Here is a 23,479-nt window from a genome sequence, read left to right on the forward strand (position 1 = left end):
CTCAGTCTCTCCATCACCCTCATAGTATTCGGTTCCGATCCTGTTGCCGTGCGCAAACCGGGCTATATATTCCATCGAATTTGTATGCCGACAAGGGACTTTCCAGTCCATCACCTCCACTTGTTCCTAATTGGCGCACGATTCGTTATGCTAGTTTTTTCCTTCAGAACCAAACTGGGCTCCTTGCATTATAACTATCGGATCTCTACAATTTCTCTACAAACTCGAATAAGCTTTGGACAAGGGTCCAAAGCTTAAGATTAAAATGTATTATTTAGTAATATTTGGTTGCTGAGTAACGGGAGGCGTCTTTGATCATTTTGGACTCGGCCCCTCCGACTTTCCAGCCTGCATCAACGGTTGTATCCACGATTACCCAGCGTCCGTTCAAATACACTTCATTCCAGGCGTGGTAAACATCAACGTATTCCGAGGTTCCCATCACAAGCTTGGTGGGAATGTCGATGCTGCGCAGCATCGAAGCGAATAGGGAGGCGTAATCATAACACATCCCTTTCTGCCCTGCCAGCGTGCGGTTGATATCGGGAAGATAGTCCGTCAGATCGCCGGATGCAAGAGCTTTGTCATACCGGATTGTGCTTACAATATATTCATGAACAGCCTGTACTTTCTCTTCATCAGACTGAGCGGACCGTGTCAGCTTCTTCGCAAGCTGAGCAGCCTTGTCCTTATCGCTCCAATTGATATTCTGTACAGAGTTCAAAAACACTTTACTGTTGCTCGTCAACTGAAGCGTGACTGCCGCTTCCTGAACGACCTGATATTTGGTACCGCTGACTTGTTCCAGCACAGTGACCTTATAATCACCGTTGCCCATCTGCAGCGGAAATGCTTCCTGCCGCTTGTCCGGCGAAAGCTTGTATGTATATTTGTCCTGCCCCTTCGTGATCATGAGCTTTGTCTTAATGCCAGCTTTCACGTCATATCGAATGACGATCACACCACGATCCAGTTGCTCTAGGTCCAACCAATCTGCAGACGGTGCAGCTTGTGCAAAAGGAGTCCATAAAAATAGAGTCAAAAGTCCTATGAGCGCGAATATTGTATTGCGCATGCTGTAAACTCCTTTCGGCGGCCAGGCTACCATTGACATTTCGTCAAGAAGGCCCTGTAGCTTTGCGTCCCAGTCTTTCGACAAGTTTGCCATTAACGTACTAGAGTTTCCAGTTTTTGATATATATTAATCGAATTAAGGAACAAAAAAAGCCGATTCGTTCGGTAGCTGGCTGCCATTGACACATCAATCAGAAGGCCCTGTAGCTTTGCGTCCTTGCCTTTCGACAAGTTTGCCGTTATCGTGAGTAGCTTTATGTAGGTCTATCATATCAAATGTCTCTATTTCTATCAAGAAAAAAATTCGAAAATTGTCGAGCGTCACACTACAAGATTCTCCTGAATCAGACCGATATCGTTTTCCGTTAATTTATTTAGCGCATCTCTTCTGTAGGACCGGGAACTTCCGTTCCCGGATGTTGCTATTTCTTAGTGGCCGTAAACTTCCAATGGAGCAATTCTTCATCTGTATGATCCAACTCGAATCCTAGCTTCACTAGCAAATTTTTGGAGCCAGTGTTATCAGGTTCGCATCTGGCCGTTATGATTCGCACCTCTTCGTGATTTAAGGCCCATTCGATCAATTTTTGGGCAGCTTCAAAACAATAACCTTGGCGGCGGTGGCTTTCATTCGTGGCAAAACCGATTTCAATCCTGCCGTCTTGATCAGGGTCACCCAAAAATCCAATCCCTCCAACAATCTCCTTGCTATCTTTGGCCGCGATGATCCATGAGTCAAACCCTCTGGTACCATTGTTTTGGATCAACAGCTCTCGAAAGTAAGGTAATGCTTCAAAAAAGTCAGGCCCCGGCCATTCGCCGTTAGTTTTATAACCAAGGGCTTCAATAGCGCCTACATCACGTTGAGCCGCTGCCTCAATTAAAGGAAGATCAAGTGTTTTTAAAATGAGCCGATTCGTTTGCAGTTCCATGTATTGTCCGCCCTTCTGTCCACAGGAAATTTTCATTCAAGAATTCTGACGCGCTCACTTGCTTACAAGATAAACAATCCCATCTCATCCCCCTCCACAGAAAAAAGACAGGAATGAACATACGTCATCCCTGCCCTTATATTACCTGTTATTGTTGTATGGGCCACAAAGGGGTACCATTCGGTACCCCTATAAGGGTTCAAACGAAGCTTTTTATTCGGAAAGCAGCGCATTCAGCTTGAAAGACCTGTTTCCGCGAAAATTCAAACTCCCTCGAGGATATGATTTCATTCTCACCTGCAATGGCTTCCATGGTAATCCCCTTCCCGTTAGAGCGTCTTGCCCAAAGCATCGAGCATTTCGTTCGTGCCATGCTCGCGGATCTCCGGTGTATCGTGCCCGTCCAAAAACGCGCCCTGTTCCGTGAAAACCAGCTTGGTTCCGCCCTCGACCGGGATGAATTCGACCGTTGTCAGCGAAGCAGAGATGCGCGTGTCATCTGCATCCAGTGTGTAGGTGTAGACGATGCGCTGCTCCGAAACGATCTCTTGGTAACAAGCATCAAAGGTAAAAACCGGTCCCCCCGGCGGACCTCCTTTGCTGTATTCACGTCCTCCAACATGGAATTCGAAAATATCGGGTTTTGAAAACCATTTTGATTTGGCAGTTTGGTCAGACCAGGCGCTGTAGACCTTCCCAGGCGATGCGGCATAGGTTCGTTCAACAACGAACGTCGCATGATTGACGAATCTTTCAGTCACGATTTATCCCCCTCTGATTGTGTCCCTTCATGTTCCTTAACAATAAAATTCCCCAGTGCATCCAGACGATGCTCCCAGCTCGTCCGACGCTCGATGATAAGCTTGTCATGACTCTTTTTCATGGCTTGCAAGAGCCCTGTGAAGTCTTCAACAGTTAATGGAGCCTTTACCTGAATCGACTTGGATACGTGCTGGAGCTGCTCCAGCAGCTGCTGCTGCTGCTTTATTTGCTCTTTGATCCGGGCCATCTGCAGGTTCACGATCTCAAGTGCGCTGATCTGCCCACCATCCAGAAGGGACTTCACTTCGTCAAGAGACAAACCTAGCTCCTTAAGGGATAAAATCTGCTGCAGACGGGACAGATCGGATTCGTTGTATAACCTGTGACCGGAATCCGTCTGATCGGACGGCGAAAACAAGCCGATTTGATCGTAAAATCGCAGGGTACGCACGGTGAGCCCCGTTAATTTGGCAAGGTCACCTACCTTCCAATGCTGTCCCATAGACACTCCTTCGTTAGCGCTAACTGTTTACCGGTACTTTGATTATAAAAGATGACGTAACGTAAGGTGCAACAAAATTATTTGGGATTAACAATAGCGCATGTCCTTCCTGGCACATTCCATAATCTTCATTGACTCGAATAATTTTCGATTTTTTCGTAATTTATAGGCGTTTAAAAGTCTAAATAACATTAAAACATGTTATAATTGAGATAATACCGAAATTAAAATGTGAGGATGATCTCCATGCTTGTCATGTTTAGGTTTAAAAATTTTTCATCCTTTCGGGATGAAGTCATTCTTGACCTTCGTGCTTCATCACATACACAGCATCCATCCCATGTTATAAAAGATACACCGTTTAAGTTGCTGAAAACACTGGCCATCTACGGCCCGAATGCCAGTGGCAAGTCAAACTTAATAAGTGCGATGCATTGGTTCGAACAGATCATATTCAGCCACTTGTTTCAGGACAGTCCAGAAGACGAGAAGAGTGAAGGGATTGAAGCATTGAGAAAGCTTCCACCCATTCGCCCCTTTTTATTATCCGAGCAGATGGATCCTTCGATTGAATTTGAAATGATTTTTGTGCATCAAGAGCAATTGTTCCAGTATGGATTCACATTACAGGAAAACATTGTTATATCGGAATGGCTTAATGTTAATAATCATTCGGTGTTTGAACGTGATCCATCCGTTGGCATCACGTTCGGCAATAAATTTAAAGCGCAGTTGCGTTCTTTCACCAAGTATCGTGAAGATCGCTTATACCTTTCCGTTCTTGATTATTTTGCAACAGATGATGTAAAAAAACTCGTGGATTGCTTTAAAGACTTCTTTCGCAACCGATTCAATGTTCATTTTGAGCTGATTTTTGAGTCAAGTATTAAAGGCACAGTAAGTTCTATTCCCAACTCTCCCCGACTCGTAAAGGACGATGTATTCCGTGCTAGAGTTGCTGAATACATTCGCTTTATAGATGTGGGAATTGAGGATATTGTGATCGAAAAAGAAGAGATGTTCGATGACAAACAGGGAAAAAAAGTGCAGCGACCACTCATTAAAACGATCCACCCCGTTTTTAACTCAAATGGAGATCAAGTAGACACCAAATCATTCGACCTAGCTCAGGAATCTTCCGGAACGCTTCGGTTTCTTTCTTTTATACAGGAAGTTCTGATCTTGCTGGAGCGTGGGGGCGTTTTTGTTATTGATGAGCTTTCTGCAAGATTACATCCTCTGTTAACCAAATTCATCGTGGATCTCTTCCAATCGGATAGAAATACGAATCATGCACAACTGATCTTCACAACACACGATACATCCATTTTGAATAAGGAGCAATTTCGCCGTGACGAGATTGTATTTGTTGACAAAAATGAGCTTGGAGTCTCTTCCTTATACTCATTAGCAGATTTGAAAATGGTCCGGCAGGATGCCACTTACTATAAAGATTATTTTAGTGGAAAGTATGGCGCAATCCCGATTTTTCAGACTTCGTTTCCAGAGAATCGGGGGTGATGAACATCGCGCGCTTGAATCCATTTCTACCCAGACAAGTTGAGACACGACCAAGTAATTTGGGGAAAGTATTACTCTTTTGTGAGGGGCCGACTGAGGTCTATTATTTTGAGTACTTTGCTGAAATTATTCGAAAAAGCCGCAACAAGTACTCTCATTTAGATATTGAATCGATTCCGGCAAACGGAAATGCACAACGAGTATTAAATTTCGCCGAGGACTTTCTGAAGGATGAAACCAACGTGCAAAAGTATCTACTGTACGAGAAACACCTGGTGTTCGACTGCGATGCACCAAGCGAGATCGAAAAAGTCATTCGTGACATGCTTGCATCAACCAATGGTTTTGCGCTATCTCTAACAAACTTAATGTTCGAAACTTGGCTGTTAATGCATTTCGAGCAGGTAGAACCTGCGTACTCACATTCGAAAAAAATCATTGGCGAAAGATTGTCTCATGTATTAGGAAGAGAATATGCTAAAGCTGATCCTGGACTCATTCGTCAAATTATCGGGAATGGCGATACCTTGAGGAATGCAATTAACCATGCGCATAAACTTGAAGAGCGATATACCGAACAGGAACTGGCATATGATAAAGACATTCACCAAATGAATCCTTACACAACTGTTCATTTGTTAATGGAGCGTATACTATTAGAGATGAGTAGTGTTGAAGAAAAATTCACTTGATTTTCTGTATAGGCATCCCTGAAACACAAGGGATGCCTATACATTTGTTTTATGAAAATACAGCTTCTATTCTTTCATCCGCCGTTCCATCAAATAAAACAAATAATCGGTCGGGACCCCAGCATGGCCTTGCTGCCTTAACATCGCGGTTATATTGCCCCGGTGATACGTCCCATGGTTGACCACATGCTGCAGGATGTCGGAGAAATGTGTATCGAGACTGCCAAATTGCGGATGCCCGATCGTCATCGCCTTGTCCGGGTCGGGCGTACGCCGCAGCAAATTACGGAACTGTTCGGCGACACCGGCGAACAACTGCCGCATCTCGTCCACAGTTTTGCCCCGTGCTTCCTCCGTCCAGCCCGGGATCTTTGGAAAAATGTCCTCATTCGGAATTTCCGCAAGCACGAGCCTATAAAGCTGTTCGAACAAGTACATATGCCCGAGAGTTTGTGACACAGATGGGAATATGCTCGTCACTTCTGCATGAAAGACATCCTTCGGAAGCTGCTCCAGGTGGGCGAACAACCGGTCATTCGCCCACACATGATATTCATACAATTGATGAGAGTGTTGAAACATGGATGAATCCACCTTTCCTTTATTCGTCGTTTGGCTGCCTTAGCCTTGCCTCTATCGTATACCGGGTTCGCTGACAACCGTTGTCAGCGAAGCTCAATCGGGATCGTCTTTGTAATGTTTTGCGATTCCGTATGCTATTTCCTGGATTTGACGTTTCAGCTCCAGTGGCTCCCGTATGCGAATGGCTGTGCCAAACGTCATCAGATACATCGGAAGGTACTTGTCCATCGTCGGGACGTCGAGCATAAACCGCGCCTCCTGATCGGTCCGTTCCGTCAAATAATGGCGCAGATGCCAATGACCGCACACCTCGTTCAGCGTGTCGGGCTCTCCCTCAATGCGGATAACCACCAGCGGCCCTTCCGCCTCCCGTCCCCGCTCGGACTGGTCGCGGAAATAGGCCGACGCGGAGAAATACTCCGGCTTTGCGAACCACACTTCGGTCGGCTCCATTCGCGCGATGCGGTCCACGCGGAACGTCCGCACAGCCTGCGACCGATGGCAGAACGCGACAACGTACCATTCGTTTCGGTCGTAGGCCAACCCGTATGGATCAACTTCACGTTCGCCGGCCTGCTCCGCATTCGCTTTGCGATAGGTGATGCGCACCGTTTGCCCGTCCTTCGCCGCCTGCTCCAGGTCCCGCAACAGCGGGACGACGGAGGGCGGACGCACCGGAGAAATCACATCCAGGCCGCTCGTCTGACGGGACAGATCGTCGCGCTGCTCTTCGTGCAGCCCGTTCTCCACCTTTTTTAACGCGCTTTCCAGTTCTTCCGTATACGGGTAGCCCGCACCTTGCGCAAATTTAAACGCATCCACGAGCGCCCTCAGCTCCACGGAATTGAAAAACAACGGCGTCTCCTTGAAGCTTTCCAGAATGCGAATGCCGCCGTCATGGCCCGACTCCGCGACGACCGGCACACCGCTGGCACCTAATGCGTCGATATAGCGGTACACGGTACGGACGCTGATCTCCAAGTTATCCGCAATCTGCGCGGCGGTGAGCTTCCTTCCGGATCGCAGCATCCAAAGCATGGACAGCATGTTATCCCATTTCGCCATCGAGAGCACTCCTTTTCCTCGCGAAAATAGCCTTTGCTGCAACGGCTCCTTTCAATAACATGATCATAATCCATGCCGCTGCTCTCCCAATCAAATTTTTCACCGTATCACTGAAAATTCCTTTCCAAAGAGAGCAGACTTCCTCTCTAAACTAGCTGTCAACGCCCCTCTGAGATTGGTTAGCCAATCCGGCTCGTTTTCCCATTGGTCTGCGGTCGACCTCAAAATTCGAGCATAACCATATAAATTCGCAAATCGCCGGCATGCCGGTAAGATGCTCTCATACTCCGTTGATACCTCATGTTCCGTGAGATATCCGTCCAGGAAGCATTTTTTCCTAAGCTCAAAAATTTCTGTCGGAATACAATCCTCCAAGCTATCAAGCGCTTGCTCGATGTCCATGGCATACCAGTGATACATGGCATCATCAAAATCAATCACATTACATGAGCCCGATTGATCATCATAGAATACATTGTCGTATTCGAAATCATAATGAATCAGCCCATAATTCATGGGTGACCTCGGGAGGGATGCAAAATAATCTTGAAGCAGTTCCGTTTCCATCCATGCTGCTGACTCGTTTGGAAACGTCTTTAATACTTCCTGAATCCAATCTAAAACATCGCTGTATGACCATCTTCTAAATTGACCAGGTGTGTATTGGCTGGATAAATGATGGAGCCTCCCCAAAGCTTTTCCATAAATGAAGATAACGCTTTCACTACAATCCGTATGTTGGAGCTGTACGCCGGAAACACGTTTAAATACCGACGCAAAATATTCGCCCCAAGGTGTCCGTACCTCCACAAGCTCCTCACCATTACTTGAAGCAACGGCTTCTAAAACTCCATAACGATGATCACGCAAGTAAGAGATAAAGTCCAACTCCGCCAAGCTGTTCGATTTCACTTTCTCGGTCGTTGGGGCAAACCGTAACAGATGTGTCTTGCCTTCACATTGAAAGGGATAAATGGCATTCGATGAAATTCGATAGTGTTTAAACATCTCTATCGATTCTCTATCATATTTCCAATTTTTCAAGATCATTTCCGCCAAGTCCACATTGTTAAAAAGGTATTTCAACTTTAACATGAGACATCCAGCTCCTATCCAATGGATATGTAAGACCGTCCATTAATTTTAATGCGTTTGCCCTAGAATTGTGGGGAAGAGTATTCATAGCACATCTTATTGAATAACTGCTCGAAATGCTCCAGCTATTGGATATTGTGAATTGGACCGCACCATATTCTCTAAATAACCCAAAAAATAGTTGTAGCCTTCCATTAAAATTTTCCCCTCAATGAAAAATACGAACAGTGACAACCGTAACCGAACACGGTTCCAAGGCCCGGCCTCAATATACTCGTAAATACTGTTGTTTTGAAAATGTTGCAATGTCTGTCTCTCGGCTAGTTCAACTATCTCTTGCATGGATTGCATCTTTGATAATTTTATCAAAATGGGATTAAATTGATCTCCTTCTGCAGGATACATAGAATACTGACCTTGAAGGAAGTCATGCAATTGTTCCAATACGATGGACTCTCTTAGCGTAAATCGGACTGTCTCTTCAGCTTCATGGCATGTAAACAAAGCCATATCCATTTTTTCGCCAAGCTTCATAGCCACGTCACTTTCTGCTAAACCGTGCTGCTTTAATTGTTCCTTATCCACGGTTACACTATGACAAATGCCCAATTGGAGATACTGTCCCATATATGTATGCCCCCTTCATCTATTTAGTCCTTCCAAAACATAGGCTCTTCCTTCATGCCAAGATAGCGGTCAAGCTGTTGTTCCTCAAGGACAGCTATCATATCTGCAAATGGACTCAAATCCTGATTCACTGCATAAGCTTCCAGAGCATTGAAATAGCTAAGCCGTTCCTCCTTCGCAATAGAAATGGGGAGAAAACCATGCGCCATCAGTTGATAGTTCATGATTAACCTTGATGTTCTGCCATTTCCATCTGTAAAAGGGTGAATTCTTACAAACTCAGCATGGGTCCATGCTGCAAGCTCTATCACATTGGAGATGCTCTTTTCCGATAAATCTACATAAAAATCTTTCACCTGACGGTACATTTCATTCGGTGACGGCGGCGTATGGGCTGCTCCGGAAATATAAACATCCACATTACGATAGATACCGCCCACCATAATGTTTTCCATGAGCATGGCGTGAATATCCTTGATTCTGTTTTCATCGAGGGGTAAGCCTTGTACAATACAATTTTTGATATACTGGTACGCCTTGTTATGATTGACAACCTCGTAGATCTCCCGAAGTTTTTTGCCGCCTACCGACAGACCCTCTTCCAGCAGTACTTTCGTTTCTAACAGTGAAAGGGTGTTTCCTTCAATTGCTGTGGAATGATGTGTATATTCCAGTTCAAATGCCTGTACATAACTTTTAACAGTAGCTTCCGGGAGTGTGTCTTTTCTCTGATCGTACAGAGCTTTTTTCTGCAGTAGTATCTGATAATCCACTCTGCTCACCCCTTTTTATATTATTTTATTCAAAATTTATGTAGCTCGCTGAATTCATTATGTTCTATTCTGAATTCATTATATTCTATTTCGGAAGTGAAACCTATTCAAAAAAATCGCGTCCTCCGAGGGAGAACGCGATATAAAGCAGCTTAAATCCGTATTTTAGCATCGTCATTTACGCTTTCGGGCGACCACCGCTAAGCGGCCGTTTTCGGTCGAGTACTCACATGTAGACAGTACAATAAGCTTGTCGCCATACCGGGCTGTCACACCCGTGTCGTAAAGAGCGCGTTTTTTGATATTCTGTACATACGAATCGAACTCGGCGGGCGTATTTACTTTTTCAATCTGGTAGTACTTAAACACGTCGTCCGATTTGCGATAAACTTGTGACAGAATAACGGCAACAATCTCATACTCTTCCTTCTCGTAAAGCGTACTGAACCGGAACGTAGCATGCTCTTTATAAAAGCTTTCTTTCTTATATTTCATTAAATCTTTAAACATCCAGCCGCTTTTCATGTGATGTCCATGAATCAGCAAAATGTCCGAACCGTTGACCCGGCTGTGCGCATCCAAAAAGGGAAGGCCGCCTTTGTTTTCGTTTTTATCAAAATCATGATCGAGATAATACGCTACATCCTGTGGATTCTGCATGATCGGGTACTCGATTCGGGTGCCGTCAATCTTCAGCCAACCGACAATATCCGGGTTTCTCTCGTAAAGTTTGCGAAGCTCGGGAAGCATGACGGGCTCATATGCCTTCGTAATCAAAGGGGAAGGGGGGGTCTCCCCTCCGCCTTTGTCCGACTCTTGCTCCCAAACTTTGGTCAGCTCTTCGATTTTCTGTTGCTCAGCATAGTCCCGCAGGAAAGTTCTCGTAATTTCGAAGAGAGAAAATATCAACAGAAGGAAGGAAACGGCGATAAGAATTTTTTTGATTTTACTCATTCTCTTACCGCCTTCCTGTTACTGGATGTTCTTTTTCTTCTTGCTAGTGAGCAGACAGAACCCGATCGTGATCAAGGACATCAGCGCCAAAATCATATAAAAGATTGGCGATGGGCTGCGATCCCCTGTTTCCGGAACATCGTCCAGCTCGTTGTTGCTGCCATTGGTTATATTGTTGATGTTACCGACTCCGTTGTTGCCGTTGTTGGCTTCGTTATCGACGTTGCCGACTTCATTGTCACCGTCACTGGTTCCATTGTCGACGTTGCCGGCTTCATTGTTGACGTCGCCGGTTTCAATGTCGATATTGTCAACTCCGTTATTGACATCGCCGGGTTCGTTGTCGATGTCGTCAGATCCGTTGTCAACGTTGCCTGGCCCGTTATCGACGTTGTCAGTTCCACTGTTGACGTCGACAGGTCCGGCGTTATGGTTGTCAGCCTCGTTATTGCTAGAATCGTCTCTGTCGTCGTCCTTGTCAGACGAGTCATCGTCGTTGTCAGTTCCGCCTCCACCGCCGGACCCAGGATTATCAGGTTGGGTTGGCCCTGGGTTCACAGGGGCAGGACCGGGGTTGCCAGGTTCAGGTTGACTGGGTTCGGGTTGACCAGGTTCAGGCTCGGGAGTTCCGGGCTCAGGCTCGGGTTCGGGAACAGTTCCGCCTCCGCCGCCATCAGAACTGATCGGTTTCATCGGTACGTCGTATTTTACAATGTCAAAATCGACAGAGATCGTATCGCTCCTGTGCGTCTCGTATCCGTCCTTCGTTACGATCAGATAGTAATCCGCTTCAGGAAACACCATGTACGCATAGAAGCCATTTGCGTCGCTATCCTGCTCCGGGCTCTCGTTGTCGTGCGGCGGAAAATTCGGAACCTTAGGAAGCGTTACTTTCGTACCCGGAATGCGCCCGTTATCTATATTCCGTTGCGTATTCGCATAATACAGCGTAACTTTGGCTCCATCAATTTTTTTACCGGTGCTGGCATCTCCTGTCGTCTCATCATAAACCGTACCGTAAGGATCGACCAATTCATCAGAAATATTCAACTCTCCGTTAGCTTTCACGTCCAGTTGGCTCACTTTGAAGAGCAGTTCCTCACCGGTCTCAGCTTTATAGCGAACTTCCATGGTGTACTTCTGCTCGCTCAGCCCTTCCACGGAGAAGGTGCCGTTCGCAGCCATCGGAAACGCCTTAGGCTTGCCGTTCTCTTCAATATACTTGTTGTTCTTGTCCTTCAAATAGATATGCATATTGCTGGTAAATGACTCGTTGAATAACTCTTCTGTTCCATCCAGTTGCTTGAAACGAACGATCCCTACTGCCGTAATGTCCGCAGGAACGGTCTCGTCCTTCACGCTGCTGTCTACATTTGCTTTTTGCGTGAACTTGACTGGAACATCCTTCCCGCCTGCCTGATACATCTTCGTATACGTGATCGTATAGTCGGTATCCGCCTCGGCAGGAATTGAATATTCACCTTTCTCATCCGTTCGGATCTTCTGCGTTTCGTTGGTTTTCTTGTTAGTCAAGATGATTTCCGCATTCGGAATGACTTCTCCTGTGTTGTTGTCACGCAGCACGCCTTCCAGGTACGGGCGGGTATTGACAAAGTGTGCCTCTGCCGCTATTTTCTCCGGAATGGCACCTGTGCGAACGAGACTTTCAGGGTCCGTTACATAGCCGTCTTGCTTATAATCATCCTGGGTCACTGTATACTGGAGATACGTCGGAAGCCCTTGTACAATAAACGTCTGGCCGTCTGTAAGCTCGAAGGTCTCTCCGCTCTTGATCATGCCCGTGGTGCCGTCCGACTTCTTATAGACGTAGGATTTGTCCGCTCCCTCGCCGGTAAAGGTGATCGTGTACTTGAACAGCTTCTTCTTGTCGTCGTCCTTGCCTTTAACCGTGTTGCTGATTAGCAGGCCGCCCTTCAAGACTCGCACATTCGTGAACGGGGCAACTTTATCATTGCCTTCCATAACTCCGGTATAGTACCGCTCCTGAGGAGTAGTCACGTATTCATCGGTTGTGTAGTCTGTCTGAGTAACTGTGTATTTCAGATTCTTAGGCAGATCCAAAATATCCAGTGTCTCTCCATCCTTGAGGCGGAAGGTACCACCTGACTTGATCGTACCCTTGCTACCGTCCGACTTCTCGTAAGAGTAGCTTCCATCCTTGCCTGCATCCTCAAAGCTGACGGTGTACTCGAACTCCTTCGTCTTGTCGGCGCCGTTGCCCATCACCGTGTTGCTGATGGTCAGCTTACTGACGACCCGCTCATTGATGAAGTCCGCCTTGTGATCGCCTTTAAACACAATTGTGCCGGACAGTTCTCTCGTCTCCGGTTTAGTCGTGTAACCGTCAACGGTCGTATAATCGCCCTCGGTTACGGTGTAGACCAGATTTGCAGGCAATATCGGCAGTGTCACCGTTTGCCCGTGCTTGAGGGTAATTTTGTCACCGCTCTTGATCTTGCCATACGTATTATCTGGCTTCTTATAGGTGTACTCTCCATCCTTGCCCTCGCCACTGAAGGTCACAGTGTACTCAAACTCTTTGTCCGGGTCACTGCCGTTGCCCTCCACCTTATTGGTGATGGTCAGCTTGCCTTGAGCCGGTGTAGGCACGATCAGCGGATTGTTCGCTTCCACCTTCTGTCCGTTAACAAGGACAGGCTTGCCCGGCGCATCAATGATACGTACCCGGTATTCCGTAGTCGTAGGCAAGTAAGTGAGGAGATCAATATACGTTTGCTTGAGCAAATAATCCCCCGGCACCTGAATAATGAAATCCGTCTTGCCGTCCGTGCCCGTCGTTTTTTCCGGCATTACATTGCCTTCTTTATCCTTGGCCGGTGTACCGTCAGGATTGAACAACTGGAACTTTACGCCCTTCAGCGGTGTTGTGCCGTCGGGACCCACCTTCTTGAGGAAGAGCAGGCCGTTTTCATTTGCACTTCCCGCCACATCGTTCGCATCCAGCGTAATACTGCTCTGCGCTCCGATTGGCGGAAGGGCATCGTCGCCCATCAGCTTGATGGAGTTCCCGGCCGCTCCCGGCTGCATGCCCTGGGATTCGGTCTGGTAAACGATCTGATAGAGCTTGTTCGGGTCGGCAAAATCAAACCTGAGCGTCGATCCCCCAGTTGCCGAATCTATGCCTGCGGTCACCTTCACTTCGGAGTTCGGATCCGCAAGATTCAGCGGCCCTCCGGCACGCTCCAAAGTGCCATCCGGCTTCATCTTGCCAGGATAAACAGCGATGTCGGAAGGTGCCAGAGATAGACCGCCCTCTGCATTTTGGCGCAGCTTCAGTCCCTTGGCAAGGGTATCCAGCAAATAGACACCTTGCTTCATCTCGAACGGAGGCGTGTAATTTACCGTCCATTCCTGTACACCGGAAACCGGCTTTTTCACCGTCTTGCTCAAAGACTTCACAGGCACAATAATTCTGTGCTTTTCGGTGGCGCTATAAGGCTTGTCTCCCCATTTCATGGAGAAATCAGCCTGATTCTCTCCGGCATTATTGTTGCCTAGCTGGTAGGTCGCCAGCTTGGCATTGGTCGGACGCGCCTTCACCAAAATGACGTAAGGGCTCTCCAGCTTGGAGAAGGTGAAGGTGCCTACATTGCCGTTCTTGGTGAAGCTTACCACATGCTTGGGATCGTTTGGCTGAATGGGCAGGCCAGATGCTTGTGCGTATTGGCCATAACCGCCTCCACTTGCTCCTCCCAATCCAGAATTTACATTATAGCCCGTAACCCCTATATAAAGTCGATAGGCTTCGCCCGGAGCGTAATCTACAAATTCCCAGCCCTCGGGCAGCGTATCCACCAGCTTGATGTCACTGGCTACACGGTTGCCGCCATCCTTGGCCATCTCCTCCGTCTTGAAGCCCGGCATGTTCACCGCCAGCCGGAAAGTGACCGTTCGATCTTTTCGGTCATAGCCTGCCAGAATGTAATTGTCACCACGGGTGTTGTCCATATACAAGTTCGGATCATTGACGACAATGGGCCGCGTCCATATGCTGGCGCTCCAATTTCCGTAATTTCGGTTCCAATCGGCGGCTATGTTTCCTAGCGCGTTGCCGTTCTCATCGAATGAACTCGCATACAGCATCTCCTTGTTCAGCATCCGTACCCTATTCTTGACGGTGGCATCATAGCTCGCCTGATAGCTGTCACCATCGAAGAGCAAACCGCGATTGCTCCAATCGCCTTTATTATCCTGGCGGAACAGGTTGTCCGGGTTGGTCGTGACGGTTTCGAATGAAACATCCCCCTTCACATTTCCTTTAAACCCGGTCACCTTGATAAGATCCGCCACCGGCTCACCGTTTACCGTCAAAGGAATCACTTCACCGGTCAGCCCATTACTCAAGGTCAGCGTATTCTCGCGGTATTTTTGCCAGAGCTGCTTGGTGTCGATACTGCTCTTGAGTGCATTCAAGGTTTCCAATGATACCTTGGGATTGGCGTCCAGATTATCCAGCACAGCAAGCGAATCACCGTGAACCAGCAAATCATAGACGATTGGAGCATCCAGATCGTACTGCAACGTCAGGCTAATCTTCCACTTTGCGCCGGCGACGTTGTACAGCGCATACGCAGGGGTTGTATGTGTTTCGGCTGCTTTTGTGAAGGCATGTGCGCCGATTATAACCCTTGCGGTGTCCACAACGGCAGTAGGAGCGGTCCAGCCGGTCGCATCGTTGTTCTGGATGGCACTTTCTCCAGCCATAACATCCAATTCCCAGTTTGCCCGCGCTTTGTAATCGAAGGTTGACTTGCTGCTGTCTGTCACCTTTGTCACAATCGTCATGTAGAGGGGGCCGCTCAGATTTCCGCCAATGGCGGTTCCGATCTCGTACTCTCCTGAAGCGTTACGGGTAATTGGAGTATCCGTACCGCCATCCCCATTCTTATAGGTTGCGGACACAAACTCCGTCCCGGGGGGCAGAATGTCTGTAATCTTAACGTTCTGCAAGTCGGTTTTGGAGATCACCCTGCCATTGCTAATCGCCTTGTTGACCTCAACAGTCCAGGTAATGAGGGTATCGTTTCCGCTCTTGCCAGGCTTGCCGCCCACCACGATCCAGTTGGGGCGCATGGCAACCTGATGCGTATTTGATGAGGCCTTCACATCGGCAGCAGGGTCACCCAATAGCTGTGCGGTGTTTGCAACGCGGGTCCAGCCATACTGATTCCAAGCGCCGTTCTTCTCATAATAATACTTATCCTTAGGAATCCATGTTTTGAAAGTGATGGTCGCCGTGTTTTTGACCTTTTCTGCAGTGGACTCATTTGGGAATTTATAAGAGATTTTTCCATCAGCATAATCAGGCTCTACCGCCTTTCCATCCACAGTAAAGGTCCCAGGCACATATACGCCGACGTCGGTAAGTTCATCAGAGAAGGTCAACCCGTCCAGCGGCATGGGGATGGTCTTATCATCCCTGTCCGTGGCCGTCACAACCGCTCGCCATGTAATCGTGCCTTCTTGAAAATGGGCGATGTTGATTTCGCTGTCATCGTTGCCGTTGCTGGCTGATTTGACGTCAATACTGTACTCCGGCACCAAATCAGAGTTTTTAAACTTATAGCCATCTCCGAAAATGGCCGTGTTCCTGCCGCCGCCAGGGGTCTGATCTGCCGCCTTGGCAGTAGCGGAAAAGCCGACTTTGACGTCGCGTCTGCTGCCGTCATATACCCCTGCACCATCAAATGTAATTTTGATAGAATCGGCAAAAAACTGAACAGTAGCAATTTTCAGGTTGCCCTGATTGATGTTTGTAGGGCCTGCAGGCGTCAAATTCACATCAGGGAAGTAGGTCGCCTTATCCAGGACGGCATAATCTCCCTGCTGAATCACGCTTTCGGGCGGAGCAGTGATATCGTCGCCCTTGGTTGGCACGGCGATATCCTCTAGTGCAAGGGTAAAATCCCCCCGGCCGTTAATTTCCCCGCCTTCTGGGATTACAACCGGATCAGGGCTACCTTGCTTCACCGTAAGCTTGAACGTCGGATTGGCATTTGTCAGCACCGCCGTTTTGTCCCGCGGGTCTACAGCGATCACTGCCAAATTCAATGGCGGAGCGTATACCACCCCAGGCACCGACGGTGGTTCGTCCGCTGACGGCGGTTCATCCGGCTCAGTGTACACCGCCTCAGATACCGACGCCGTCCCGAAACCGTCTGACGCGATCTCCGCATTTGCAGTAACAGAGAACATCACCGTCTGCAAGAAAAGCAAAATTGCCAGGCAGAGAGATAGCACAGTTTTGCCCGTACTACGTTTTCGTTTCAAACAAATTTCCCCTCCATACCCGAATTTTTTGGCGACATCGAGCCCATCTGCCCGATATAACCCGCTCAAGCAAATAGATATATGCTATTCTATTGGCTTGATCCCAGTGGCCCTTTACACCATTGAAATCTTGCGGAGTCTCAGATGAACGGGTAGGTGCCGTGGGTATACAGGTCGTTGTTATACTTAGTACTTTTCTCCCCCTCTCCTTCTCTTATCTTCGCCATTCACATATCGAAAATGACATAATACGCCAATTTCCAATAGCATATTTCACCATTATACTACCATCGACCTATACAAAATCTAGACAAAGGTAGGAAATTCAATCCAGATGGACTGAGCTTCAAGCGAAGAATTCCCAGCTCATTGAAGAGGAGGATACATTCGGAGTTAGGGTACGAGGAACAAGATTTGTTACACAAGGATCCTATGCCCGATTTTATGATCTCGTACGAAGCAGTGAGCCGTAAACCGACAACGGGCTTAAGCCGTCCCCGTCATAAGATATATATCTATCCCTCTTATAACAAGCCTACTTCTCTTGTTTACTCATAAAATCTTTGTAAGCGGAAATTTTATGTTCAAGCATCTCATCTGCAGCTTGCAAAGTTTTGATTTGCTCTTTAATAGAATGTTTATGGTCTTCTAATAAGTGTAATCGCTCCTGAGCGGTGTGTTCCCCTTCTTCAACCAATGAAGCATACTGTTTAATTCTCGCAATCGGCATTTGTGTTTCTTTTAATTTGATCACAAATTGCAGCCATTTAAGATGTGAGTCATCATATCGTCTGTCTCCGCTGGTATCCCGAATGGGAGTAATAATTTTTTCCTTTTCGTAATACCGCAATGTATGAGTGCTTATTCCTAAATTTTCGGCCACTTCCCCAATGGTAAGCATAAAAAAACCTCCACACTGAATTTTTCTTGACTTAGAGTTTACTCTAATCAGTATAATCAGCTCCATGTTCATTCACAATCAACGAAATCAGTAAATTCAGGAGGAATTTATATGAAATATACGGTTATTACAGGAGCAAGCTCGGGAATTGGGTATGAAACGGCTCTTGCTTTTGCGTCTCGCGGAAAAAATTTAATCATAGCAGCCCGCAGAACGGAAGAATTGGAAACGTTAAAATCAAAAATAGTAGAAATGAACTCCGACCTGGATGTCATCATTCGAACCGTTGATTTATCTGTCACAGCGAGTGTGCATGAATTTTACGAAAGTCTGCGGAATTATCAGATCGAGACGTGGATTAACAATGCTGGTTTTGGGAACTTTGCTTCTGTGGGGGAACAAAATTTAAACAAAATTGAGACGATGCTTCAGTTGAATATACAGGCTTTAACCGTGCTGTCCTCTCTGTATGTACGAGATTATGCAGAGGTTGAAGGAACGCAAATCATCAATGTGTCATCAGGAGGCGGGTACGTCATCGTTGCCGATGCTGTGACTTATTGTGCAACAAAGTTCTATGTAAGTGCCTTTACAGAGGGCCTAGCGCAAGAGTTGAAAGGAAAAGAGGCAGCCATGCGGGCGAAAGTTTTAGCTCCTGCTGCAACTGAAACAGAATTTGCGAAACGTTCTCTGGATGCAGATGAATTCCAATATGAAGGCTCGATTCCCAAGTTTCATACTGCGAAAGAAATGGCTGGATTTCTGTTAGACCTTTATGATAGTCAAAATGTTGTGGGCATTGTAAATGGTGAAACGTATGAGTTCCAATTAAGAGATCCGATTTATCCATACGTGACGAGAACAAGGAATTAATTTTGTGTACTTTCATCGAGCCATCCATATAATGTTTGTCTGCGTTGGCCGGGTTAAGGATCATAAAGTCGATTGTCGCTTCCGCTAACCCGCTCATAAGGGCAAGGCGGAACTCTAGCGGTGCTTCACACATTGGCCCATTTTCACTGATCCGTTTCAAAGGCTCTCTGATGCCGGTCATGGCCTGACTCGCGATCTGGCGGCTCTCCGAAGTGATATCGTCTGATACGCTCAAAAGTGCGAGTGTCCGACGCTTTTCCGGGCAGGACGTTGCCCAGTGCAGCCAATAGGACCACATATAGAGAGCCTGATTCACACCTATAGCCTCCGCGGCAAGCTGTCTTAGATAAAACTGCGGAGTATAGTGTCGCCTCTTGACTATGTAACCATCCTCTCTATAAGAGTTTGCCCTGCTTATGATACGGTTCACTTTACCCTCTCTGCTTCTTGATCACTCTCGATCGTCTTGTTCCGCAGATGTGCGCCATGCTCCTGAGTCCACGTCCACATCGCTTCAAAAATCGGTTGCAGCGCCTTCCCGCTCTCGGTAAGGTCATATTCGACATGCAGCGGTACGCCTGGGTAAATAGTACGTGTGACGATTCCTTTTTCCTCTAACAGTCGCAAGCGATCGGTCAAAGTTTTCGGACTAATCGGTTGCAGTTTACGACGTAACTCACCAAAACGCCGATTCCCGTTGAACAGTTCGAATAGGAGAAGAAGCATCCATTTACCGTCCAAGATTTCCAGGATAGGTTCAACAGTACCAGGGCAGGATCGATCCATCATTTTGATCACTCCATAGTTCATTTTTTGAAACTATTGCACTTTAATGTAACTACTTTTCAAATGTATCATAGATCGATTAAGATGTGAAGCAAGGGCAGGAAACATGTTGAGCATTCCGTTAGAAGGAGAGATCATCCTGAATAGACCGTTTGAATTAGACCCTGCGGAGTACCCGTTCACCGACCGCTGGTTGCCTTACCGCGACGGGTACATCCATTACGTCGATGAAGGGCAAGGGCCGGTGGTTCTTCTGCTGCACGGCAATCCTACGTGGTCTTATCTTTATCGAAACGTAATCAAGGAGCTTCGTACAGAATTCCGTCTTATCGCTCCGGACTACCCCGGATTCGGGATGTCACAAGCACCTGACGGCTACCGGTTTACGCCACAAGAGCAATCGAAAGCCGTTTATGATCTCATTCAACATTTGAATCTAAAGGAATTTATTCTAGTCGTTCAGGATTGGGGAGGTCCGATCGGTCTGAACTACGCGGTACGGCATCGAGATAACTTGCGCGGCATCGTTGTGATGAACACTTGGGCATGGCCTGCGGAAATATGGCCGATGAAATTGTTCTCGCTCGCCATGGGGGGCTGGCCTGTCGGGTACTGGCTTCAGACACAGTATAATTTTTTTGCCAAAGTCATTGTACCTCACGGGATACATCATGCCGAGAACGTCACGGATCGTTTGCGAAAAGCTTATACCGATCCGTTCCCGACTCCGAAGTCCAGGATACCGACATGGGTATTTCCAAGGTATATCCGTAAAGCACGAAAGTGGCTCGCCGACATTGAATCGAAGATGTCCAATTTGTCCGATTTGCCCGCACAGATTTTGTGGGGAACGAAAGATAGCGCCGGCTTCCCGCTCGAACAGATGGCAAAATGGCAAAAATATTTGCCCATGAACGAAACCGAGATTCTGGAAGATGCTTCACACTATGTTCAAGAAGATCGTCCGGAACGGGTGGCAGCAGCTATCCGAACATTATCGAACCGAATATGAGGAGGAGTAAGATTATGAAAAACATTCTATGGGCAACCTTAACCGCCAACGGCAATTATGCACAATCCGGCCCCGAAAATCCGCCGAAAAAAGAAACGTTGGACGACTTTTTTACACACGCCAAAGCTGCAGGGAATTTCATTGTCGGGCGTCGGACCTTCGAAGGAATGCGTGGCAACGGTGGACCAGGGCCCTTTGCTGATATCGATATCGTTGTCGTTTCTCAGAGCGCCACGGAAATCCCAGGAGTAAAGGTTGTAAGATTACCAGAGGAAGCCTTGGATTACCTGAAAGAGAATGGCCATCAGACCGCTCTTATTAGCGGCGGCGCGGATATCCACAATTCATTCCTGGGTCAAGGACTTGTAGACGAGGTGATTTTCAATGTGGCACCTGTATTAGAAGGTAGAGGGTTGAATCTCTTAATCGACAAAGATAACTATTGTTTTAAACATGTGCAACTGCTGGACTGCAAGCCTCTTGGCAGCGGTGTCGTCCAACTGCGCTATGCGATTGATCGAACTGTTTCTTAGAAGTTTTACCGACTAAGTCAAAACTCATTCGTATATAGGCAGGGAGAATTCTGGCATAGATAAACGTTAAGCCTTATGAAACCTGCTCAGCCGACAACCGGATGAGCAGGTTTTACATTCTACTTCTCCTGTTCCTGGATCACCTGCTCAATCCCCAATAGAATCAGCTTCAAGCCGAACTCAAACGCCCTGTCGGTTCCCATCAGCTCGAACAGCCCGCTCTTGAACATTCTCCGAAACAGCCCCGCATCCGTCTCGCTCATGGAGTCCATAAGGCCAATCAACTCCTCGCCCGGAAGTGCCCCCGATCCCTGGTCCTTAAGGATAGCGGAGATACTGCGCTCATGCTGATAATGGTCCAGAACGAAGTAGAAGACATAGTTCACAAGCGTAGTAACCACTTGCATTTTCTGCTCTTGCTCAAGCGGCGTCGATTCCACACAGAGCAGCATACGGTTGGTGTACCGGATGATATCCGGTTCGTGGGGCAGCGTCATCATCATGAGCTGCGTAGAGCAGGGATACCGGCTGAGCACACTCCGTATCGTTACCGCAAGCCCCGTCAGTTGCTCCTTCCAATCTCCCTCGGAGTGGAACTCTTCAAGAATTATTTTTGAAATCTGATTAGCCAGACGCTGGTAGAGGTTCTGCTTGCTCTTGAAGTGCCAGTACAGAGAAGGAGCCTGAATCCCCAGCCGGTCGGCCAGTCGTCTCATGCTGAACTTCTCGATCCCTCCCTCTCCCAGGAGCTGCCAAGAAGCTTCCAAAATCTTATCCTCCGAAATTTGAGGCTGCTGTTTTTTCATCGTATCCGTCCCTCTATCTAACAGTGTAAGTTTATACTTTACAGCTATCTAAGTTCATGATAACATCTAACACTGTAAGGTTCAAACTAACACTGTAAGGCTAAGCCTGGCACGGTTAGACTGAGGGCCAAATAATGAAGAAAGCAGTGATCCACATGGAAACAGAAAACCTCTATTACTTTGAAAAAGCGCCTGTCGCCAAGGCTGTTGCTCATTTCGCTGTACCAATGATGTTAGGCTCGTCAATGAATGTCATCTATTCTATTTTGAATGCCTATTTCCTTGGTACGCTCCACAATACCGCCATGTTAACCGCACTCACACTAACCCTGCCTTTATTCGCGGCCATTATGGCGCTGGGCAGCTTGATTGGCATGGGCAGCGGTACATTCATCTCCCGTTTGCTGGGAGAGAACAAATATGATGATGTAAAGCATGTATCTTCATTCGCCTTTTACAGCAGTTTAGTTCTTGGTCTTATCTTGGTAGCCGTCGGTCTGCCGTTGATCGATCCCATTGTTCATGGCCTGGGGGCAACACCTGATTCTTACGGTTTCACGAAGGATTATGTCACGATTATGCTTATCGGCTCACCAATCGTCATCTTATTTTTCACGCTGGAGAATATCGTGCGCTCGGAGGGTGCAGCTATGACGTCGATGATCGGTATGATTCTCAGTGTTGTCGTGAATATTATTCTCGATGTGCTGGTCATTTTCGTCTTGCATGGGGATGTCATTGGTGTTGCATCTGCTACAGTCATTTCTAACTTGGTGGCGAGTGCATTCTACGCCTTCCATATGGGGTATAAGAGCCCATTCTTAACCGTCTCCGTAAAATGGTTCAAGGCGACCAAAGATATTCTGAGCAATGTATTCAAAATCGGGGTTCCTGTCTTTATTATGAGTATCTTCTTGGGCGCAATGTCACTTATCTTGAACCATTTCCTTGTTGAATATGGGGAGCAGGCCACAGCAGCTTACGGAATTTCATCCCGTTTATTGCAGTTTCCTGAATTTGTTCTGATGGGCTTATGCGAGGGAGTCGTGCCGTTGATTGCCTTCACTTTTACAGCGAATAAATTAAGAATGAAACAAACTATTGGGTTCACGATCAAAACGATTGTGGCGTTAGCTGTCGTGTTTGGTATCATCGTCTATCTGATTTCCGACCACTTAATCGGTTTATTTACGAATGACCCGCAACTAATTGAAATGGGCAGCTATATTCTGCATGTGACGTTTTTATCCCTGTTCATTTCAGGAACGACCGCGTTGTTTACGGGGATCTTCCAGGCGACAGCGCAAGGAAGCGCCGCTTTTATCATGTCCATTATTCAAGGAATTACGCTGATTCCTGTGTTATTTATCGCCGATCGAACGAGCGGCTTCCACGGAGTGGTCTGGTCACTTGTCATTGCGGATGCGGTCGCGTTCCTTGTCGGGGCCATCATGCTGTATGTTCTGCGGAACAAATTGCAGCCGGAATTGGATAGTTTAGTACAGTAGAAAAAACGTATAACACGCAAAAAGGCAGGATAAGGGTACTCCCCAATCCTACCTTTTTTAGCGATATCCTTCATATACATCGTCTTGCTGTTCTGCTGGACTTTTCCAATGCTTTGATGTCTTTAGACACCTCTTACGCAATTGATCCAGACGTGGCTGAAGAATTGTG

General features: G+C 47.2%; 20 protein-coding genes, 1 pseudogene and 2 riboswitches. Of the genes and pseudogenes, 6 read left to right on the forward strand and 15 right to left on the reverse strand.

Going from position 1 to position 23,479, the window contains the following annotated elements; genetic code table 11:
* Positions 1-274 precede the first annotated feature (274 nt).
* The 4 genes from OIN60_RS06300 to OIN60_RS06315 all read right to left on the reverse strand — a co-directional run bounded on the left by OIN60_RS06300 (position 275) and on the right by OIN60_RS06315 (position 3,270).
* The gene (locus OIN60_RS06300) at positions 275-1,075 is read right to left on the reverse strand and encodes a transglutaminase-like domain-containing protein (protein WP_305753995.1); all 801 of its coding nucleotides are present in this window, start codon (positions 1,073-1,075) and stop codon (positions 275-277) included.
* Between the two features lie 13 nt (positions 1,076-1,088).
* A riboswitch (cyclic di-GMP riboswitch) is annotated at positions 1,089-1,176 on the reverse strand.
* 59 nt (positions 1,177-1,235) lie between these two features.
* Positions 1,236-1,322: riboswitch (cyclic di-GMP riboswitch) on the reverse strand.
* 174 nt (positions 1,323-1,496) lie between these two features.
* Complete coding sequence (locus tag OIN60_RS06305) at positions 1,497-2,006, reverse strand: GNAT family N-acetyltransferase (protein ID WP_305753996.1); 510 nt, start codon at positions 2,004-2,006, stop codon at positions 1,497-1,499.
* Positions 2,007-2,335: 329 nt separating this feature from the next.
* Positions 2,336-2,767: an SRPBCC family protein gene (locus OIN60_RS06310; RefSeq protein ID WP_305753997.1), complete on the reverse strand. Its 432-nt coding sequence runs from the start codon at positions 2,765-2,767 to the stop codon at positions 2,336-2,338.
* A complete protein-coding gene (locus tag OIN60_RS06315) occupies positions 2,764-3,270 on the reverse strand; it encodes a MerR family transcriptional regulator (RefSeq protein ID WP_305753998.1) in 507 nt (168 codons plus the stop codon). Before OIN60_RS06315 ends, OIN60_RS06310 begins: the two co-directional genes overlap by 4 nt.
* A gap of 246 nt (positions 3,271-3,516) precedes the next feature.
* Here OIN60_RS06315 and OIN60_RS06320 point away from each other — a divergent pair, with 246 nt between their 5' ends.
* Complete coding sequence (locus tag OIN60_RS06320; RefSeq protein ID WP_305753999.1) at positions 3,517-4,791, forward strand: AAA family ATPase; 1,275 nt, start codon at positions 3,517-3,519, stop codon at positions 4,789-4,791.
* On the forward strand, positions 4,791-5,483 hold the full coding sequence (locus tag OIN60_RS06325) for an RloB family protein (RefSeq protein ID WP_305754099.1): 693 nt from the start codon (positions 4,791-4,793) through the stop codon (positions 5,481-5,483). The genes OIN60_RS06320 and OIN60_RS06325 overlap by 1 nt, the downstream gene beginning before the upstream one ends.
* Before the next feature lie 66 nt (positions 5,484-5,549).
* On the opposite strand, the gene OIN60_RS06330 is transcribed toward OIN60_RS06325, so the two are convergent.
* The 9 genes and pseudogenes from OIN60_RS06330 to OIN60_RS06370 all read right to left on the reverse strand — a co-directional run bounded on the left by OIN60_RS06330 (position 5,550) and on the right by OIN60_RS06370 (position 17,792).
* Positions 5,550-6,065 (reverse strand): DinB family protein, encoded by a 516-nt coding sequence (locus OIN60_RS06330; protein WP_305754000.1) that lies wholly within the window; start codon positions 6,063-6,065, stop codon positions 5,550-5,552.
* 93 nt (positions 6,066-6,158) lie between these two features.
* Entirely contained in the window at positions 6,159-6,920 is a 762-nt protein-coding gene (locus tag OIN60_RS06335) for a helix-turn-helix transcriptional regulator (protein ID WP_305754100.1), read from the reverse strand.
* Positions 6,921-6,965: 45 nt separating this feature from the next.
* A pseudogene (locus OIN60_RS06340) lies at positions 6,966-7,130 on the reverse strand (helix-turn-helix transcriptional regulator); the annotation flags it as partial.
* Between the two features lie 99 nt (positions 7,131-7,229).
* On the reverse strand, positions 7,230-8,225 hold the full coding sequence (locus OIN60_RS06345; RefSeq protein ID WP_305754001.1) for a phosphotransferase enzyme family protein: 996 nt from the start codon (positions 8,223-8,225) through the stop codon (positions 7,230-7,232).
* Between the two features lie 96 nt (positions 8,226-8,321).
* Entirely contained in the window at positions 8,322-8,852 is a 531-nt protein-coding gene (locus OIN60_RS06350) for a hypothetical protein (protein ID WP_305754002.1), read from the reverse strand.
* Positions 8,853-8,875: 23 nt separating this feature from the next.
* The gene (locus tag OIN60_RS06355; protein WP_305754003.1) at positions 8,876-9,625 is read right to left on the reverse strand and encodes a Fic family protein; all 750 of its coding nucleotides are present in this window, start codon (positions 9,623-9,625) and stop codon (positions 8,876-8,878) included.
* Between the two features lie 174 nt (positions 9,626-9,799).
* Positions 9,800-10,579 carry a class B sortase gene (srtB, locus tag OIN60_RS06360; protein ID WP_305754004.1) on the reverse strand — a complete coding sequence of 260 codons (780 nt, stop codon included), beginning with the start codon at positions 10,577-10,579 and terminating at the stop codon, positions 9,800-9,802.
* Between the two features lie 18 nt (positions 10,580-10,597).
* Positions 10,598-16,891 (reverse strand): DUF7601 domain-containing protein, encoded by a 6,294-nt coding sequence (locus OIN60_RS06365; RefSeq protein ID WP_305754005.1) that lies wholly within the window; start codon positions 16,889-16,891, stop codon positions 10,598-10,600.
* A 535-nt stretch (positions 16,892-17,426) separates the two neighbouring features.
* A complete protein-coding gene (locus tag OIN60_RS06370; RefSeq protein ID WP_305754006.1) occupies positions 17,427-17,792 on the reverse strand; it encodes a MerR family transcriptional regulator in 366 nt (121 codons plus the stop codon).
* 111 nt (positions 17,793-17,903) lie between these two features.
* On the opposite strand from OIN60_RS06370, the gene OIN60_RS06375 reads away from it, so the two are divergent.
* A complete protein-coding gene (locus tag OIN60_RS06375; protein ID WP_305754007.1) occupies positions 17,904-18,665 on the forward strand; it encodes an SDR family NAD(P)-dependent oxidoreductase in 762 nt (253 codons plus the stop codon).
* A gap of 426 nt (positions 18,666-19,091) precedes the next feature.
* Here the strand turns inward: OIN60_RS06375 and OIN60_RS06380 are convergent, their stop codons facing one another.
* Positions 19,092-19,454 (reverse strand): winged helix-turn-helix transcriptional regulator, encoded by a 363-nt coding sequence (locus OIN60_RS06380; RefSeq protein ID WP_305754008.1) that lies wholly within the window; start codon positions 19,452-19,454, stop codon positions 19,092-19,094.
* A 103-nt stretch (positions 19,455-19,557) separates the two neighbouring features.
* Between OIN60_RS06380 and OIN60_RS06385 the strand changes: the two genes are divergently transcribed.
* Entirely contained in the window at positions 19,558-20,463 is a 906-nt protein-coding gene (locus OIN60_RS06385; RefSeq protein WP_305754009.1) for an alpha/beta fold hydrolase, read from the forward strand.
* 14 nt (positions 20,464-20,477) lie between these two features.
* The gene (locus OIN60_RS06390; protein ID WP_305754010.1) at positions 20,478-20,996 is read left to right on the forward strand and encodes a dihydrofolate reductase family protein; all 519 of its coding nucleotides are present in this window, start codon (positions 20,478-20,480) and stop codon (positions 20,994-20,996) included.
* A gap of 119 nt (positions 20,997-21,115) precedes the next feature.
* Here OIN60_RS06390 and OIN60_RS06395 read toward each other — a convergent pair whose 3' ends face one another.
* Complete coding sequence (locus tag OIN60_RS06395; protein WP_305754011.1) at positions 21,116-21,802, reverse strand: TetR/AcrR family transcriptional regulator; 687 nt, start codon at positions 21,800-21,802, stop codon at positions 21,116-21,118.
* A gap of 155 nt (positions 21,803-21,957) precedes the next feature.
* Here OIN60_RS06395 and OIN60_RS06400 point away from each other — a divergent pair, with 155 nt between their 5' ends.
* Entirely contained in the window at positions 21,958-23,310 is a 1,353-nt protein-coding gene (locus OIN60_RS06400) for an MATE family efflux transporter (RefSeq protein ID WP_305754101.1), read from the forward strand.
* Positions 23,311-23,479 lie beyond the last annotated feature (169 nt).

Origin of the sequence: Paenibacillus zeirhizosphaerae (genome assembly GCF_030705605.1) — a bacterium.
In the GTDB taxonomy this organism is placed as follows: Bacteria; Bacillota; Bacilli; order Paenibacillales; family Paenibacillaceae; genus Paenibacillus; species Paenibacillus zeirhizosphaerae.

Coding starts and splice junctions, on each gene's coding strand:
- OIN60_RS06300 (WP_305753995.1), bottom strand. CDS start 1,075: ATGCGCAATACAATATTCGCGCTCATAGGACTTTTGACTCTATTTTTA.
- OIN60_RS06375 (WP_305754007.1), top strand. CDS start 17,904: ATGAAATATACGGTTATTACAGGAGCAAGCTCGGGAATTGGGTATGAA.
- OIN60_RS06385 (WP_305754009.1), top strand. CDS start 19,558: ATGTTGAGCATTCCGTTAGAAGGAGAGATCATCCTGAATAGACCGTTT.
- OIN60_RS06320 (WP_305753999.1), top strand. CDS start 3,517: ATGCTTGTCATGTTTAGGTTTAAAAATTTTTCATCCTTTCGGGATGAA.
- OIN60_RS06390 (WP_305754010.1), top strand. CDS start 20,478: ATGAAAAACATTCTATGGGCAACCTTAACCGCCAACGGCAATTATGCA.
- OIN60_RS06330 (WP_305754000.1), bottom strand. CDS start 6,065: ATGTTTCAACACTCTCATCAATTGTATGAATATCATGTGTGGGCGAAT.
- OIN60_RS06400 (WP_305754101.1), top strand. CDS start 21,958: ATGGAAACAGAAAACCTCTATTACTTTGAAAAAGCGCCTGTCGCCAAG.
- OIN60_RS06395 (WP_305754011.1), bottom strand. CDS start 21,802: ATGAAAAAACAGCAGCCTCAAATTTCGGAGGATAAGATTTTGGAAGCT.
- OIN60_RS06350 (WP_305754002.1), bottom strand. CDS start 8,852: ATGGGACAGTATCTCCAATTGGGCATTTGTCATAGTGTAACCGTGGAT.
- OIN60_RS06345 (WP_305754001.1), bottom strand. CDS start 8,225: ATGTTAAAGTTGAAATACCTTTTTAACAATGTGGACTTGGCGGAAATG.
- OIN60_RS06325 (WP_305754099.1), top strand. CDS start 4,791: ATGAACATCGCGCGCTTGAATCCATTTCTACCCAGACAAGTTGAGACA.
- OIN60_RS06370 (WP_305754006.1), bottom strand. CDS start 17,792: ATGCTTACCATTGGGGAAGTGGCCGAAAATTTAGGAATAAGCACTCAT.
- OIN60_RS06305 (WP_305753996.1), bottom strand. CDS start 2,006: ATGGAACTGCAAACGAATCGGCTCATTTTAAAAACACTTGATCTTCCT.
- OIN60_RS06315 (WP_305753998.1), bottom strand. CDS start 3,270: ATGGGACAGCATTGGAAGGTAGGTGACCTTGCCAAATTAACGGGGCTC.
- OIN60_RS06380 (WP_305754008.1), bottom strand. CDS start 19,454: ATGATGGATCGATCCTGCCCTGGTACTGTTGAACCTATCCTGGAAATC.
- srtB (WP_305754004.1), bottom strand. CDS start 10,579: ATGAGTAAAATCAAAAAAATTCTTATCGCCGTTTCCTTCCTTCTGTTG.